This is a genomic window from Ruegeria sp. CK1, assembly GCF_056536545.1.
On record NZ_JBQFPX010000003.1, the window covers coordinates 311,890 to 328,943 of the forward strand.

The following is a 17,054-nucleotide window of genomic DNA, read 5'->3' on the forward strand; positions in this document are numbered from 1 at the left end:
CGATATGGCAAAAGATTCACAAACCCGCTTCGTATCTCCTAAGGCATGGAACCGCATCGAGCAGTGGTCCCGGCGCAAACCGATCTTTGCGCTGATGGGAGAATTCAGTGCCGGAAAATCGACGCTGATGAACTTTTTGCTGCGCTCGCGCGCGCTACCAACGCAAGTGACCGCCACTCAATTACCACCTGTCTGGTTCAGCTGGGGCAATCAATCAGCATATGTGCAGCGCCCTGACGGCAGCCGGGAAAACATCTCGGTGGATCAATTGGATACTGTTGGTGTGAACGACGCCCAGTTCGTTCGTATTTTCCTAGAAGCCGACATACTGGAAGCCGTGGATCTGATCGACACCCCCGGAATATCCGACCCGAAGATTTCCAGCGATGTATGGCGTCGTGCGGTCGGTCATGCCAACGGCGTTCTGTGGTGCACCCACGCTACGCAAGCATGGCGTGAAACCGAGCGGGCCACTTGGGTGTCTCTGCCGGAACGTCTGCAACATAACTCTCTGCTGTTGGTTACACGCGCCGACGTCTTAGGCCCAAAGGATCGGCAGAAGGTTCTACGCCGCGTCAACCGCGAAGCAGGTCACCTTTTCAACCGCTCGATCCTGTTCTCGGCCCGCGATGCGATTACAGCGCGTGACAAAAGCGGCGATGCCGAGCTTTGGACGCGCAGCGGCGGTGGCAAGATGGTCGACAGCTTCCTTGAGATCACCGAGCAGATCATGGACAACCGAGCGGATTTGCTATCCCGCTATCAGATTGACCACAGCCTTTCCTCCGCTCCCAGAGTTCAACCTATTCGCCCGAAACGAAAAGCGGATATGGACGATGAACCAGCACCATTGAAATTGGTGAACCCTGTTGCAGAAGAAAATGCCGAGGACGAAGTCGTTACAAATTTCCCCGTTCGCCCTACCCGTGTTGAACGTCGTGTCGAAGACACAGACCGAGGCGAACGCATTGACGCCGCAGAAGCGGAGCGCCTACGCGCTGAAATGACTGCTGAAACCCCTGCTGCTGATACGCCTCAGGAGTCTGATGAAGAAGAGTTGCGCGCCTTCTTCCGCGATACACCCAACAGCGGCTTGAACCTAGCGGAATACATTGAGTCACCAAGCAACGAAGACTCGTTCGATCTTCTGGATGAAGATGAGCTCGAAGATGAGGACACTCTGCTTTCCGAAGCGGAAGATGCACCTGAATCGACAGCGAATGACCCTGAAGAACCACGCGCTGAGGAGTCGGTTTCATCGATTGCTGCGCTGTTGGCAGAACAATCGAAAGAAACAGAAGACGAGTACGAGCCGGAACCAGAATCCAACAGCTTGGTGGATATGCAAGTAGTTCCCTTGTCCAAAGGCAATACCGCAGAGGATACGCTTTCGGTCAAAGAAGACGGCGAAAAGCTGGAAGACTTGCTAAAAGTCCCGGCGGGCGCACCGCTCAGCGCGGCGTCCATGTGGCGTGAGGTTACAGCGGACGAGGATCTGCCTGACAGTGTTGAAGGTATGAACAAAGTTTTCAGTGCATTCCTTGAGCAGTTCGACCAAATCTCAGCCGAGCGTTTTGCACGTCACTCTAAGGAACCAGAGCATAAGGTTCCGAATGGCTCGAAAAACGGCGGTGCAGAATATCATGTGTTGTGACAAGAAGCGCAGGTGAACGGCGATGACAATCGAAGCCGCATTGAACTCCGCGATGAATACCATACCCGACTGCATCGCAGCCGGGTATGTCGATATGGAGACGGGGATGTTGCTTGGGACCAACACCTCGGATTCCGACAGCGCCGAAGTTCTGGACAGTCTGGCGATTGCCGTGGCTAACCTGTTCCAAGGGCGGGGGGTCAAGGCCTTCGAAGAACTCTTACGCTCTGCCGGGACCGAAGAAACAGAAAACCCGGGGTTTGGGGAAATCGCGGTGTTTTCGAATGATCGATTGAATATCTTTTTGCGGACTCAGGAATATCCCGATCATGTCGTCTGCTACATCTGCCGCAGCAGTGCCAATGTTGGTTTGGCACTGACAAAATCACATCTGAGCCTCGGTCCCGTCGCGGCCGCAGTTTAGACCGGATCAGAGGGGGTCACGGGATGATGGATACGGACATACTAGAAATGCTCGACGACATCGGACGTTCGTCTGTGGCACGCATGACCCCAGCAGTTACAGTTCCGGGGGAAACCGCGCAGGTTCGTCGTGAAAAGGTTTTGCGCACGATACGTGGCACCATCTTGCCGCGTCGCTTGGAATTCACCGCGGCGAATGGCGATTGTCTCGCCATCGAGGTCAACAGCTCTCGTGTCACGGATGTATTCCGTGTGCAGTCGGGGATAGCCCCAGACTTCGAAACGGAATCTCGCGAAGAATTGGCGGGGAAACTGGCCCAGCTTGTAAGCGACATAGCATGCGCGCCTACTCCTCTGGAATTGATTTCGCTGCAACCAGATAGCACGCTCGAGGCTGACGATGTCGGTATTACCTTCAGCGAGATCGAGATCGCATGCGAGGAAATCGAATTGTCCGCTGATCCCGTCATTTCAATTGTTGCAACAGATTCTGAGCCTGAAGAAATACCGCAGGCCGATGATGCGTCCGACCGAGAACAGGCCGATTCACTGGCGGAACTCTTCTACGAAGGGTCTGAGCGGTTCGCGCAAGGCCGAGTTCTGGTTGGAAAAGAGGGCGGCATAGCGTTACGTGCTGACGGCTCATGCCAAGAAGGCAAAGCGTTGCATCCGGATGCAGACCTTTTAACTCGTTTCGCCCAAGATCTTGCGGGATGGGATGGTGACGCGGTCAACGCAATGAACCATCCGCAACTGATCGTCATGCGGCCGTCGGGTGGCAAGGGTGTTGGTGTCGCCGTTCTTAACGACGGTGAAAACTTCGCCATGGCCGTTCATGAAACGCGTAAATTGGGCGCGGTTGTCAGTCTTTGGACCTCAGTAAAGAGGCCGGACGGATGACCACGCCCAAATTGTTCAAATTTTCGATGAATTCGATCTGTGATTACAAGTTACCAGGGTAAGGTTTATGAGTGAAAGTAACCGTCTTGAGTTAATCCGAATTGCCGAGGACATGAACCGGACCTCTAACGAAGAGACCCGCCAGTTCATCTCTCGCATCGTCAGTGATCTGACAAACCTGAAACCCTCGATTGCCTTCGTCGGGCAGATCAAGGCAGGCAAGTCCCGTCTGATCAACGGATTCACCGGGCAGGCCGAATACCTGCCTTCGGATGTGAACCCGTGGACGACTGTGATCACCGACATGCATTTCGGCCACCCATCAGGCCGCACCAATGGTGCGGAATTCCACTTTTTCGATAATAGTCAATGGCAAGCGCTGATCGCCGAGGGCGAAGAGCTGCGCAACATGTTCCCAGACGACGAGGACAGTTATAAGCGCGAGATGATCGAAGAGCAGGTCGAGGCGATGAAAAACCGCGCCAAACTGCGATTGGGCGCAAGCTACAAGCATCTGCTGGGTCAGCATCACGATCTTGATGAGCTGACTTCGGACGATCTGGCGCGCTACGTCTGCGCTGGCGACGACCCGACCGAGGAAGGTGAGCATGATCCGGGGTCGGATCGCGGCCTTTACAGCGATATCACTCGAAAGGCCGAAGTCTATTTTGACATTGGTCACTTCCCCTACCCGTTGACGGTGACGGATACACCCGGTGTCAACGACCCGCTTCTGATCCGCGAGGAGATTTCGCGCCAATATCTTAAGGAATCTGACTTCTTTGTCGTGGTTCTGTCTGCGCATCAGGCGCTGTCGCGCGCTGACCTCAAGCTGTTCCGTCTGATGCAGGCGCTGGAATTGGGCCAAATCGTTGTCTTTATCAACCGCGTTGATGAATTGGGCGGCGGTGCTGAAGATGCAGGTAAAGTCCGAGCCGACGTTATGGAGGGTTTGGAAAGAGCGCTCGGGAACTCGGAAATCGACGTTTTGATGGGCAGTGCGCAATGGGCACACTACGCATTGACCGGCGATGAGACGGGCATCAACCACGATGACGTTCTGGCATGGTTACGGGCACATCCCGAGCAGATGAAGCAATATCTGGACGGTGTGGAAGAGATCAAACAGGGTGCGGGCCCAATCAGCCGAGAAGGTGTGTTGCGCTTTGCGGCAATGATCGCCTCGGGGTTGCCGGACCTGCGTCGTCATGTGACCAGCGCGTTGACTGAAGGTCCGCGCAACGAGCAGCTGCGCATGGCGTGGCAACATCTGAACAGTTTCGCACAAGGCGAACTTGAACGCAGCAAAGCCCATCTCCGCGCCATCGAAGAAGACATCAGTCCAAATGCAGAAAGCGACGGCGAAAACAACAAAACCCTGGCCGACCTGCGTACGCTTGTGACCCAAAAAACCGCTGAAATCGTCAACGACATGGATGACGTTCTGGCCAATCTGCGCGGTGTGATGGACGATACCGTGGCTGAGTCCGTATCGGCCGTTGTGCGTGGTCCAAACGGTGACTCACCGTTGTTGGCTAAAGGCGGTGAAACTGAATTGAATTTTGGTCCATTGCGAGACCGCATGCGTGAGCTTGTCCAAGGTGCCACACAAGTGGTGCGGCAACGCATGTTGAGCGAGTTGTACTCAATCGACATGCAAAGCAACGCGGCCTTGCGCGCTTTGCCCGGCTGGCAAGATCCCACAGACAATAGAATGAACACGAGCGCCGTACGGTGGTTCCGCCCAGATACTACTGCCCTCACACGCGGCATCACGGTTGAGCTGCGAGTAACGTGGTTGTCGCGGCTTATTTCACGAAAGAGCGTGGTGGCACGCGCGGAACGCTTGATTGTTCAAGAATTTGAGATGATCGGTGACGATCTGGTCGACACCGCGCGTAGTGATTTGATGGAGCGACTGAACACCGTCCTTGATCATTTTCTTGCGTTGCTGGCAGGGCATCTTGAACATCGGGCCGGAACTGGTCAAACCAATGAGCGAACCGAAGCTCAAGCGTCGTTTGACGATGCCCAGCGTATTAGCGAAGAACTGGGCGCTATTTTCGGCGCGGATGACATAGATAAAAGACTAGCAGAGGCTGCGGAATGATCGAATTTCCCGGAACCGAACAGGAAGTAAGACAACTTGAGCGCTTTCTGACCGCGACCGAAAAGCTATCAGCCGACACGACCCTGGACAGAATGCGCGAGCGCGCTCTGGCCCACGCTGAACGGCTGTCCAATGCGGTGAACATCGGGTTTGCCGGGGAATTCGGGGCAGGCAAATCAAGCCTCGCCAACATGCTGGCCGGTGCGGATATTCTGCCCACCGGACCTCAGCATTTGAAACTGCCACTTGTAATCGTCGCCTACTCTGAAATTCCTGAAACCACAGTCGGATGGTGGGATCGCGAACCAAAAGTCTATTCCGGTATTGCGCTGGAAAAAGCTGCCGCTGAAGAGCCTGATTTCATTTCTGTTGGATTGAATACCCCTGCCCTTCAGGAAATCTCATTGTTCGATCTGCCCGGCACCGGGGCGTTGGATGATACCTATAAGGCAACGCTCGATCTTCTGAAGTTTGTTGACTGTGCAATCTGGTGCACGAATGGCACAAACGCTTGGCGTGAGACCGAACGCCACCTTTGGGTACAAGTGCCGGAAGAGTTGCGTGCGAACAGCCTGCTGGCTGTTACCCATACCGACCTACCCCCAGTACGAGATGCGTTGGACCGCGTAGTAGCAAGACTTAACAAAGAAAAGGGTGACTTGTTCCGGTCGGTCGTGCCTATTGGTACGCCGGTTGCGGTGAAAGCTATGGCGCAGGAACCCGAACCCGATTTCGCCCTGTGGGAAACCTGTGGCGGTCAAGAATTGGCGGAACATGTTCTGCAAATTGCATCGGATCGCCGACTTGCAGATATTGAAGCCGCACGCGCCGATCTGAAACAGGATTTCTTACCCTATCTGGAAACACTGGCGGGACCCGATGTCGAACCGGAGCAGCTGGAAACAGTTTCCATGCAATCCACGTTGGAATCCGCTCTGCCGCCGCTTGAGAACCCAATTCTTGAAGACTGGCTGGCGGCAATAGCCAGCATCTACGAAGACCTCCGTGAATCTTCCAACATTGAACCGGCGGCTTTCCTTCACTCTTGCCAGGAAATAGTCGAAGACTTCGCTGAACGTTTGGAACAAGGCGGCGAAATCGATCCTTCGGCAGGTTGGATTCCCGCTGAATTTGAAAAAGCCACCGACCTTCTGTTGCTGCTGCAATTCGAAAGCGGCGATGCCCCCCTTAAAGATGCAATCAGCATTCTGGCGCAGCTTAGTGACAATCTGGCTTGGGCTGGCAGCCGCGTAGAGTCGGCCCAGCCGAAAACGGGCACCTGAAAAATTCTCGTTAAAATTTAGTTGCGTTACGGCGATTCGAGTGACCCAGAATCGGCTTTCAGACACAGCGAGTCCGTTGACTAAGCGGAGACAAACCAAGGGTAGCCTGCATTTTGTGCAGGCTAAAAATCTATATTTAGATACTGTTGGTAGCGCCCCAACTATATATTGATTGCTGCCAAAAACGATCCTTAGTGAAGCCATGAGGCGGCCCCAATAAAGTCAAATTTGAAACGTCTAACCGTCTTAAGTGTCCTGCGGTTGTTTTTTGGTTGTGAGTTTTGGGGCGATTTAGCCCAGTTACTGTACCGCAAAATGTTTAGAACGGGCGGAAAGAAATGAGCCACAACCAGGCTGTCGGTGCATCGCACGACGAACCGAAAATTGACGGACTTGAACCTGGCGCCAAGCTGTTGCGCGGGCAGTACGAAATTCTGCGTTTCCTCAGCAACGGCGGGTTCGGAATTACCTATCTTGCGCGCGACAGTCTTGAGCGAGATGTTGTGATCAAGGAATGTTATCCGGGCGCCCTATGCACACGAAACGGCGATATGGTCGAAGCTGAAGACCCCAGCCAAAAGGACGATCTGCGCGCCATTATCGATCTGTTCATTCTCGAAGCGCGCAACCATGCGCGTTTGGTGCACCCCAACATCGTCAATGTTCATCAGGTGTTCGAAGACAACAACACCGCTTACATTGCGATGGACTTTATCAAGGGTTGCGATCTTCTGGACTATGTCGAAGATACCGACAATGAGGCCGGACCCGACTTTATCGTTCAGGTCACAGAAAAGATGCTGTCGGCGGTATCCTTCATTCACCAAAGTGGCATGCTGCACCGGGACATTTCACCCGACAACATCCTAATCAACGAAAATGGTGATCCGGTCCTGATCGATTTTGGTGCTGCGCGCGAACAAGCTGCGCATCAATCGGCTGCGCTGTTGACGCTGCGGGTTATCAAGGATGGGTACTCGCCGCACGAATTCTACGTGCGTGGAGCTGACCAGGGCCCAAGCAGTGACCTCTATGTGCTGGCAGCTACCTTGTATCATGCCATCAGCGGCGAGCGCCCGATTGATGGGCAAACCCGCTTGAACGCATTCAACAACAGTCAGGAAGACCCCTACACCGCGCTGGCCGGGCGGTTCGAAGGGTATCCTGACGGCTTTCTTGAGGCGATTGACAAAGCGATGGAGGTGCACGCCACCGATCGCCTGCAGACCGCTTTGGATTGGTTACGAATGTTCCGCGGGCCAAGCGTAATGTTCGACACATTTGATTATCGTCCGGTCTCAGTCATCGTCGCAATGGATCGCAAGGACGAAGAAGCTGAAAAAGCACGGGTCAAGGCCGAAAGCGAGAACGCCGAAGCTGTGGTTACGGCACTTCTGGCTGGAAACGCAGACCTTGCATTGGGCAACGAAGACAAGAATGAGGACGAGCTTGCCACCTTCACTTCCAAGGAAGAACCGGTCGTTACCGTGGACACCGTGGTTAAAAGTGGTTCGGGTGGCAACGGTAAGCTGATTGCCGGTGCCGCCATTGTTGTTGCTGGCCTGGCCGCTGGTGGTTTCTTCTTGTTGTCCAACGGTGATGAAACACCACAGCCAGAAGCAGTTGCTGCGGATGAAACAGCAGTCACGCAAGCCTCGGAAGAAGTAACTGCTGCCGCGTCGCAGGTCGAAGAAGCTCACCCAGCACCAGAACAAGAAGAACCGGCGCCCACACAGGCAAACACCACTCCGGAACCTGTCGAGCAGGTAAAGGCCGAGACGGCTGTCCCAGAAGAGGCTCAAGCCCAGACAGCCGCCCCGGCCCCGGTCGTTTCGGGCACCCCAGCGGACACTCAGGTTGCGTTCTCGCATTGGGACGTCGAGATTCCATTCCAGACTTCACAAAGACGCGCTTCTACCGGAAGCGTCATCGCGGTCACGGGTGTCAACCCGAACCAGGACATGTCGGTAATTGGGGATTGGGTTCAACGCGGTGCGGCAATCTATACTCTGAACGGTGAGCCCATTCGCGAGAACACCAGTTTTGCAGCGCAGATTTTGGACGATTTGTCCGTCGACCCCGACGGATACATCCGTGTGACTGCACGGTATCGCCCGCTGGGTAAGACGCTGGCACAGAACGGCTTGTTAGCTCTACCCGCCATTCGCATGATCGGCTTGGAAAACGGGTACGAGTTTTCAGTCCACAATGAAGGTGGCCAAGGTTGGGAAACCGTCGTGACCTCTGTTCCCGCCGACGCCGTAGGCGGCCTTTTGAAGGGCGACGTTCTAGTTCGTGAGGACCAAACCTCAACCGCCATCGATGGACAGACAAGTTTGGACAATGTGCTGGAGGCATTGGTTGCGGATGAGCATTCTCAGGCCCGTTTGACGGTGCTGCGCAACGGCGCCGAAACGGATGCCGTAATGCCATTGGCACAGGAGTGAAATGACCGGTTCGCGAGTGATCTGTCGCAATGTGAGAACTGAGGGTGGCGCCCGGAAACCTGCCACCCTGACGGGAACCGGCCCGTCGCGGCAGAAGAAGTTAGTTAGGTTTCCAGTTTCTAGTGCCGTTGTGCCGATGCGCGCAGAGGCGAATAGCAGCCCCACAAGGCCACAAGCCCTGTGTCAAAAAGCAAAGGTGTCGACACCATGTTCAAATATAAAAGCCCTCTAAGCCGGCTTCTCGAAGGTGCCGGCAAACCCAAAGAAGCTGAAGCCGAAACTGAGGTAGAAGTAGAAGCAGAAGAGGTTGAAGCTACCGAAGTAGAAAAGCCTCAGCCAATCGCGGATTTCAACGCCCTGCGCAATGCGCTGGCGGGTGGAAACATGTCGTCAGAAACTTACGAAGAAGCTGACGAGCTGATCCCCGAAGAAAAGATGCCCACGTTTACCGAGGGCGAAGAAGAAGCCACGAAAGAAGACGAATTCGTGATCACAGAGGTCGTCTCGGAGGCTCAATCCAATATCTTTGAAGCCCCCGAAGCAAAACCAGAACCTGAGGAACCGGTTGTAACTCTGCATGTGGCAACTGAGGAAGAACCTGCCTCTGTAGAAGTGCTGCAAGCTGATACCCCTGAGGTCGACCCAATCGTTGAGGTCGTTGTTGAAACGGCCGAACCCGCGTCGACTGAACCGGTCGCTCAGGCAGAGCCCGAAATTGAAGTGCAGCCTGAGCCTGAGATTTCAGAACCAACGCCTGCTCCTGCGGATCGTCGCGGTCGTGTAAAGACCACGTTCCTAGGCTTTGAGCGCGCCGACACGCATGTTCAAGACCTGATTGAAACCGCAGAGCCGGTCGCAAAAGCCGAAGCTGCGCAAGAGACCTTCCCCGTTGGCTGGCTGGTGGTCACCGCTGGTCCAGGACGTGGTTCATGTATCACTTTGACCGAAGGTCTAATGCAGATTGGCCGCAACGACGATCAAGCCATTCAGTTGGACTTTGGAGATACAGGCATCTCTCGCAGCAACCACGCGGTAATCGCGTATGATCCAGAGGACCGCAAATGCTATTTGGGTCACGGTGGCAAGGCCAACCTGGTTCGTCTGAACGGTAAACCGGTACTAAGCACCGTTGCTCTCAGCAGCGGCGACTTGATCCGGATCAGTGAAACGTCGATCCGCTTCGCCGCCTTCTGTGACGACGGCTTTGATTGGCGGGATGCCTGATAGATGCTGGCAACTCCGGCATATGATATTGCGCTGATCCTGGATCAGGGTCAGCGAGACTCGCAGGAAGACGCGATCGCAGCGCGTATGTTTGATGCAACAAATGCAGGCTATATCGTTGTTGCAGACGGTATGGGCGGGCATGCAGCAGGTGAAGTGGCCTCGGAGCTGGTTATCACAGCCTGGCGCGATGCTCTGGATGCCGAACTGGAAGCAGAAGCGCCGACCGAAACCGCTTTGATCGACGCGCTACCGATGGCAGCAATGCAAGCCAACACCCTGATCGCTAACCATTGCGAAGAACAGGGCGATGGCTTCAACATGGGTTCCACCCTGTTGGGCGTTCTGTTGCGCGATAACCGGGTGTTCTGGATTTCGATCGGCGACAGCCCGTTGTATCTGTTTCGCGACGCAACCTTGCGTCAGGTCAATGAAGACCACTCAATGGCACCTGTCATTGACGAACAGGTGGCCGCAGGCACATTGACCGAGGCCGAAGCGCAAGAACATCCCGACCGCAACCAACTGACATCGGTGATCATGGGGGGTTCAATCCCCAAGGTCGATTGCCCTGAAGAACCGCTTACTTTGACGAGTTCGGATGTTCTGATCCTAGGCAGTGACGGGCTGCAGTATCTCAGCGATGCCGAGATCCAATCTATTCTTCAAGACAAGTCCGAAGCCTGGGCCCAAGACATCGCAGATGCGCTGTGGCAGGCCCTGCGGGCCAAGGGCGATCCAGACCAAGACAACGTCTCAATTGGCGTTGTGAAACTTACAAGAAACTAACCAAGGCAAAGATACAGGACCATGAGACCCCATCTTTTAATATCCAGCCTGGCACTTGCTGCTGCGGCAGGAGCAGCCTCGGCGCAAGAGGCATGCTCGACCTATGAAATCCAGTCAGGCGACAGCCTTCGGGAATTGACGATTGAAGTCTATTCGACCGAGGATTTTCGTATCATTTTTGACGCCAACCGCGACGTAATTGGGAACAACCCAAACATTATCCGCGTAGGCGACGTGCTGACCCTGCCCTGCCTTGAAGATATTGGCCGGGCACCTGCAGCTCCTCAAACCGAAGCTGAAGCCATAGCGGCTGAAATGGCCGCAGAGCTGGTCAAGGCTGCTGAAATGCGCGCGGGAAAAGCAATCGCGGAAGCGGAAGCTCGGGTCGCCGAAGCACAAAAGGTCAGTGACGAGGCAGTGATTGCTGCCAAAGCCGCTGCCCGCGAAGAAATTGAAGCCGCTCGGGCCGAAGGTGCCGCGCTGATCCGGAACGCGGATTCAGGAGAGCGTCCGGAAATCCGGGATCGTCAGCTGCTACTGATCACTGGCGGAAATTACGCACCCTTTACGGATGAGGACCTACCCCATCGTGGTCTTTACACCAACCTCGTGGAAACCGCGATGCTACGGGCCGCACCCGAGCAAGCCTATAAGATCCAGTTCGTCAACGATTGGTCCTCACACTTGGATCTTTTGATGCCGACATTGGCCTTTGACGCCACCTTCCCTTGGTCTCGCCCCAACTGCGAAGAAGCCGAGGCGTTGTCGGAAAAAGATCGTGTGCGTTGCGAGACCTATAATTTCTCGAACCCGTTTTATGAGGTCGTGGATACGTTCTTTGCCCGCGAAGGATCGGGCTATGAACAAACTCTGACCTATGCCGATTTCGCGGGTACCACAATTTGCCGCCCCGAGGGTTGGTCAACTTCGCATATGGATGCTGTTGGGCTGTACGCGCCTGCAATCTCGCTAATTCGTCCGGTGTCGCCAGATGATTGCTTTCATGCCGTAATGGAAGGTACCGCCGATATCGTCGCGATCGAGGCACATTTGGCCGTCGAGGCAATCGCTCGCCTGGGCTATGAACACCGGATCGTTGAAAACCCCAACCTTGCGGCGATCAAGTCGCTCAACGTCATGACCCATAAAGACAATCCGGATGGGGAAGCGATTCTTGAGACGCTCAACCAGGGTCTGACGATCATGCAGCAATCTGGCGAATGGCGCGACATCGTATCTGCCGCCCTGCGTCATCAAATGGAAAACGGCTGAAACAACAAAAGCCGCAATAAATTACTACCTCTGGAGAAACCAAAGAATGCCTGAACTACAGCTCCATAACGTTGCGATGACAACAGCTGCCGTCATCGCTTTTAGCGCCGGAGCCGCTGCCGCCCAGCAAGCGTGTACGAATTACACGGTCCAAGATGGTGACACGATGGCCACCATTGCAATTGCTGCCTATGGCACATCCAACTACCAGCCAATTTTCAACGCAAACAGAAACTCGATCACCAACCCGAACGCCTTGTCGCCAGGGCTGACACTTGTTCTTCCGTGCGAAGATGGAAGCCTGCCCAACGGACAAAGCGCCCGCGAAATCATCGCGACACAACAAGAGCGTTTTGCCAATTCCGTTCAGTCGAGCTCGTTCAAATCCCCGATCAAGCTCGTTACAGGCAATGGCTGGGCTCCGTTTGCAGATGAAACTTTGAACGGCGGTGGTTTTATCACTCGCTTAGGTACCACGGCCCTGCAGCGCGCAGGCAATGCGCACCAGTATTCGATCAGCTTCGTGGACGATTGGAACTCGCATATCGAAACGCTTCTGCCTCTGGGTGCGTTCGACGTATCGATGGCATGGAACATGCCGGACTGCACAAACCGTTCCTACGAGTGGTCATGGGAAACCGAAATTCGCTGCACGCAGTTCCATGCGTCGGCACCGGTTTATGACATCGTCCTAGGTTTTTACACCTTGCCTGAAAGTGAGTTCGCCAGCGCGACAAGCTTTGAACAGCTAAAAGGCGCAACTGTCTGCCGAATGGACGGATGGTTTCTGCACGATCTGGAACAAGAGGGCCTGCTTCCTAACGAAACCATCGAGTTGATGCAGCCAATTTCTGCACGTGAATGCCTTGATGCAGTTCTGACCGGCACAGCGGACGTCGCCACGTTCGAAGTTCAGCTGTTCGCAGACGCTATGGCAGAGATGGGGTTAAACCAGAATGACTTGGTAGAAAACCCTTATGTCTCAACTCTTTCCGCACTTCGCTTCATCACACATCGGTCCAACCCGCAAGGGAAGCAGTATCTTGCGATGATGAACAAAGGCCTGAACGAAATGCGGGAATCCGGCGAATGGTACGCCATCATCTCTGACACACTGAATGAGCACAACGAACGACTGATAGCCTCTTCTGGCTAAGGTTTAACTTTCCACATTCCAACCCACGGGAGGAAAACAAAAAATGCTTAAACAAAAACTCAACACCAAGGTGATGACGGCGACAGCCGTCCTCACACTCTCCGCAGGCGCAGCCGCAGCGCAAGAAGCCTGCTCCAACTACACCGTTCAAGATGGCGACACGATGGCGACTATCGCGATCGCAGCTTATGGCACCTCAAACTATCAGCCAATCTTCAACGCGAACCGCAACGCCATCACAAATCCGAACGACCTAGAACCTGGTTTGGTTTTGGCGCTGCCCTGTGAAGATGGCAGCCTGCCCAACGGCCAAAGTGCACAAGACATCATTGCGGCAGAGGAAAAGCGGGCCGCGAGTGTCAAGCGCTCGAACGTTTACGCACCGCCGATCAAAATGGTTGCTGGCAACGGATGGGAGCCATTCACAAGTGAAGCTCTGGGGGGCGGCGGTATCATGACCCGTCTGGCAACCACCAGCCTTCAACGTGCAGGTAACCAACGCGAATACTCCGTAAGCTTCGTCGACGATTGGAGCTCGCACCTGGATACTCTGTTGCCGCTTGGCGCGTTTGATATTTCGATTGCCTGGACCGTCCCGGACTGTACCAACCGCACTTATGAGTGGTCGGCAGAAACCGAAGCCCGCTGCACCCAATTCGTAGCTTCCGTTCCGGTTTATGACGTCGTCGGTGGCTTTTTCACTCTGCCAGAAAGTGAATACGTAAACGCGACATCCTTCGCAGACTTTGAGGGCTCAACCATTTGCCGCATGTCAGGCTGGAGTATGGTTGTTCTTGAGGAAGTCGGCCTGAACCGGGACAACACGACCGTAGTTCAACCAAACTCGGCCCGCGAGTGTCTGGATGCTGTTTTGACCGGCACTGCCGATGTTGCAGCGTTCGAAGTTGAACTTTTTGCAGCGACCAAGAAAGACATGGGTCTGACCTCGGCTGACGTAGTAGAGAACCCTTATGTATCAACTTTGTCATCGATGAGCTTTCTGGCACACCGCACCAATCCATTTGCGCGTGAGTACATTGCCATGATGAACAAGGGTTTGAATGAAATGCGTGAGTCGGGTGAATGGTATGCGATTATTTCGGACACCCTGCGCGAGCAAAATGAAAAGCTGAACGCGGCGTCTAACTGACCCGTCGTTTCTCCTGAAACTACTCGGGCCGGTCTTAAGGTCGGCCCGCCTTCGCCCGGTTGGCGTTCAAGTTTTAGGTTTTCGAGACGCAAACGGAAGATCTACGGGAAACCCCCAATGGCCCGGTTTTCTGTAGTTGATAATCTGGAAGTAACTTTACCGGTGAGGCTCGGCCTCGCCACTCACTCAAAAAAGGGACCGACTTTGGGGGTCGGTCCCTTTTGTTGTCAATGACATGCGGGGAATTGCCACGCAAGGTAGCGTGGCTATCCAAGGATTAGTCGATAATCGCGTTCAGGGTGGCGCTGGGGCGCATCACAGCTGCCGCTTTGGTAGGATCGGTGTGGTAGTAGCCACCCAAATCTGCTGGCGCACCTTGCGCAGCAGCCAGCTCGCCCAAAATCTGCCCTTCCTTTTCAGCCAGTTCCTTGGCAACCGGACCGAATTCGGCCGCCAATTCAGTATCGTCGGACTGTGCCGCCAGAGCCTCGGCCCAATAACGCGCGAACCAGTAATGGCTGTCGCGGTTGTCGGGTTGGCCAACCTTGCGGCTGGGCGACTTGTTATTGTCCAGAATGCCCTGCGTTGCTGACTCGGCTGCTGCCCCCAGAACACCAGCTTTCGTGTTGCCTTGGCTGTCAGCCAAGAAGTTCAGCGATTCACCCAACGCACAGAACTCGCCCATCGAGTCCCAACGCAAATGGTTTTCCTCAACCAACTGCTGTACGTGCTTCGGAGCCGACCCGCCTGCACCGGTTTCAAACAAACCACCGCCGTTCATCAGCTTGACGATCGACAGCATCTTGGCCGATGTGCCCAGTTCCAGGATCGGGAAAAGGTCGGTCAAATAATCCCGAAGCACGTTACCAGTGATGGCAATCGAGTCTTTACCCGCAGTTATCGTCTTTAGGGTTTGCAGCGTAGCCTCACGCGGAGCCAGAATCTGGAACTTGTCCGCAACGCCAGCAGCCTCAAGAGCCGGTTTGACGTATTTGATCAGCTCAGCATCGTGGGCGCGGTTCGCATCCAACCAGAAGATCGCCTCAGATCCAGTCAGGCGCTGACGATCCAGTGCCAGTTGAATCCAGTTTTCAATGGGCGCTTTCTTCACGGTGCAAGCGCGCCAGATGTCTCCGGTTTCAACCTCATGCGAAAGCAGTACTTCTCCGCTAGCAGCCACAACACGGATGGTACCGTCTGCAGGCGCTTCAAAGGTGGTCGGGTGCGAGCCGTATTCCTCAGCTTTTTGCGCCATCAGGCCGACGTTGGCGACAGCGCCCGCAGTGGCAGGGTTCAGCGCGCCATTGGCTTTGAAGAATTTGATTGTTTCGTCATAGACACCGGCATAGCAACGATCGGGGATCACACAATTGGTGTCACCTTTCGCGCCAGTCTCATCCCAACCCTTACCGCCTGCACGGATCACAGCTGGCATCGATGCGTCGATGATCACGTCCGACGGCACATGCAGGTTGGAAATACCTTTATCGCTGTCCACCATGTACATGGACGGACGGTCGCCTTTCAGCGCGTCGATGGCAGCCACGATTTCAGCGTTGCCTTTGATACGATCAAGCAGGTCACCCAAACCCGAGTTCGGGTTGACACCTAAAGCGTCTAGCTCAACACCGAATTTTTCAAATACAGGGGCCAGCCATGCTTTGACGGCATAACCAAAGATAATCGGGTCAGACACCTTCATCATGGTCGCTTTCAAGTGAAGCGAGAACATGGTGCCGTCCTTCTTGGTGTCTTCGATGGCTTCCCCAAGGAAGGCGGACAAGGCTTTGACGGACATGAAAGTCGCATCTGCCACGGTTCCTTCGATCAGAGGGAAAGTGTCTTTCAACACGGTGGCGTTGCCATCTTTGCCAACGAATTCGATCTTCGCATCACCAACCTGCGCGGCTGTGATGGTCACCGATTTCTCGTTAGCATAAAAGTCATTGCCCGACATCGACGACACTTTGGTCTTGCAGTCGGCGCTCCATTCTCCCATCGAATGAGGGTTATTCTGGGCGTAGTTTTTAACTGCCTTGGCTGCACGGCGATCACTGTTGCCCTCGCGCAGAACCGGGTTCACCGCTGATCCCTTAATTGCGTCGTACCGCGCGCGGATCGCTTTTTCTTCGTCGGTCGAAGGTTCTTCGGGATAGTTTGGGATATCATAGCCCTGTGATTGCAGTTCTTCGATCGCGGCTACCAGCTGCGGTACCGAAGCCGAGATGTTCGGCAGCTTGATCACATTGGCATCGGGCGTTTTCACCAGTTCACCCAGCGCGGCCAGATCGTCAGTTATGCGTTGCGCGTCGGTCAGGCCTTCCGGAAAGGTTGCAATAATACGACCTGCAAGCGAAATGTCTTTGGTGCCAACGCTGACACCCGCCGCCGAAGCAAACTTGCGAATGATGGGCAGGAACGAGGCGCTGGCCAGTTCAGGCGCTTCGTCTACAATGGTATACAATATATCGAAGTTCGATTTTTCCGCCATATTCTCTTACCTTTTTTAAGCCTTTCGGGGCGTGCGATCCAAGAGTGTGCCACTTTTGCGTGGCGCGATTTGGGATACGGATTGCCTACCGCCCCAATGATGACTCTTATTTGACAAGGCTTCCCTTAAATCAGGTTGGCCTTAGGATCAATCGT

12 protein-coding genes are annotated in these 17,054 nt (G+C 54.6%); 11 read left to right on the plus strand and 1 reads right to left on the minus strand.

The annotated features are described in order from the left end of the window. Positions 1 to 4 precede the first annotated feature (4 nt). The 11 genes from ACR0L3_RS10580 (at position 5) to ACR0L3_RS10630 (ending at position 14,408) form a co-directional block, all read left to right on the plus strand. Positions 5 to 1,654 carry a dynamin family protein gene (locus ACR0L3_RS10580; RefSeq protein ID WP_480745677.1) on the plus strand — a complete coding sequence of 550 codons (1,650 nt, stop codon included), beginning with the start codon at positions 5 to 7 and terminating at the stop codon, positions 1,652 to 1,654. A gap of 22 nt (positions 1,655 to 1,676) precedes the next feature. Further along, positions 1,677 to 2,078: a hypothetical protein gene (locus tag ACR0L3_RS10585; protein ID WP_480745678.1), complete on the plus strand. Its 402-nt coding sequence runs from the start codon at positions 1,677 to 1,679 to the stop codon at positions 2,076 to 2,078. 23 nt (positions 2,079 to 2,101) lie between these two features. Next, positions 2,102 to 2,977, plus strand: a complete 876-nt coding sequence (locus ACR0L3_RS10590; protein ID WP_480745679.1) for a hypothetical protein — start codon at positions 2,102 to 2,104, stop codon at positions 2,975 to 2,977. Between the two features lie 67 nt (positions 2,978 to 3,044). Further along, on the plus strand, positions 3,045 to 5,087 hold the full coding sequence (locus ACR0L3_RS10595) for a dynamin family protein (RefSeq protein WP_480745680.1): 2,043 nt from the start codon (positions 3,045 to 3,047) through the stop codon (positions 5,085 to 5,087). Then, the gene (locus ACR0L3_RS10600; protein ID WP_480745681.1) at positions 5,084 to 6,370 is read left to right on the plus strand and encodes a dynamin family protein; all 1,287 of its coding nucleotides are present in this window, start codon (positions 5,084 to 5,086) and stop codon (positions 6,368 to 6,370) included. Before ACR0L3_RS10595 ends, ACR0L3_RS10600 begins: the two co-directional genes overlap by 4 nt. 338 nt (positions 6,371 to 6,708) lie before the next feature. Next, positions 6,709 to 8,817 (plus strand): serine/threonine protein kinase, encoded by a 2,109-nt coding sequence (locus tag ACR0L3_RS10605; RefSeq protein WP_480745682.1) that lies wholly within the window; start codon positions 6,709 to 6,711, stop codon positions 8,815 to 8,817. A 207-nt stretch (positions 8,818 to 9,024) separates the two neighbouring features. Beyond that, positions 9,025 to 10,041, plus strand: a complete 1,017-nt coding sequence (locus ACR0L3_RS10610) for an FHA domain-containing protein (protein ID WP_480745683.1) — start codon at positions 9,025 to 9,027, stop codon at positions 10,039 to 10,041. A 3-nt stretch (positions 10,042 to 10,044) separates the two neighbouring features. Then, on the plus strand, positions 10,045 to 10,830 hold the full coding sequence (locus ACR0L3_RS10615) for a PP2C family protein-serine/threonine phosphatase (protein WP_480745684.1): 786 nt from the start codon (positions 10,045 to 10,047) through the stop codon (positions 10,828 to 10,830). A gap of 21 nt (positions 10,831 to 10,851) precedes the next feature. Then, positions 10,852 to 12,102, plus strand: coding sequence for a substrate-binding periplasmic protein (locus ACR0L3_RS10620; RefSeq protein WP_480745685.1), 1,251 nt, complete (start codon positions 10,852 to 10,854; stop codon positions 12,100 to 12,102). A 46-nt stretch (positions 12,103 to 12,148) separates the two neighbouring features. Further along, positions 12,149 to 13,258 (plus strand): LysM peptidoglycan-binding domain-containing protein, encoded by a 1,110-nt coding sequence (locus ACR0L3_RS10625; RefSeq protein WP_480745686.1) that lies wholly within the window; start codon positions 12,149 to 12,151, stop codon positions 13,256 to 13,258. 43 nt (positions 13,259 to 13,301) lie between these two features. Then, on the plus strand, positions 13,302 to 14,408 hold the full coding sequence (locus tag ACR0L3_RS10630) for a peptidoglycan-binding protein LysM (protein ID WP_480745687.1): 1,107 nt from the start codon (positions 13,302 to 13,304) through the stop codon (positions 14,406 to 14,408). Between the two features lie 277 nt (positions 14,409 to 14,685). Here the strand turns inward: ACR0L3_RS10630 and ACR0L3_RS10635 are convergent, their stop codons facing one another. Continuing rightward, positions 14,686 to 16,899: an NADP-dependent isocitrate dehydrogenase gene (locus tag ACR0L3_RS10635; RefSeq protein ID WP_480745688.1), complete on the minus strand. Its 2,214-nt coding sequence runs from the start codon at positions 16,897 to 16,899 to the stop codon at positions 14,686 to 14,688. Positions 16,900 to 17,054 lie beyond the last annotated feature (155 nt).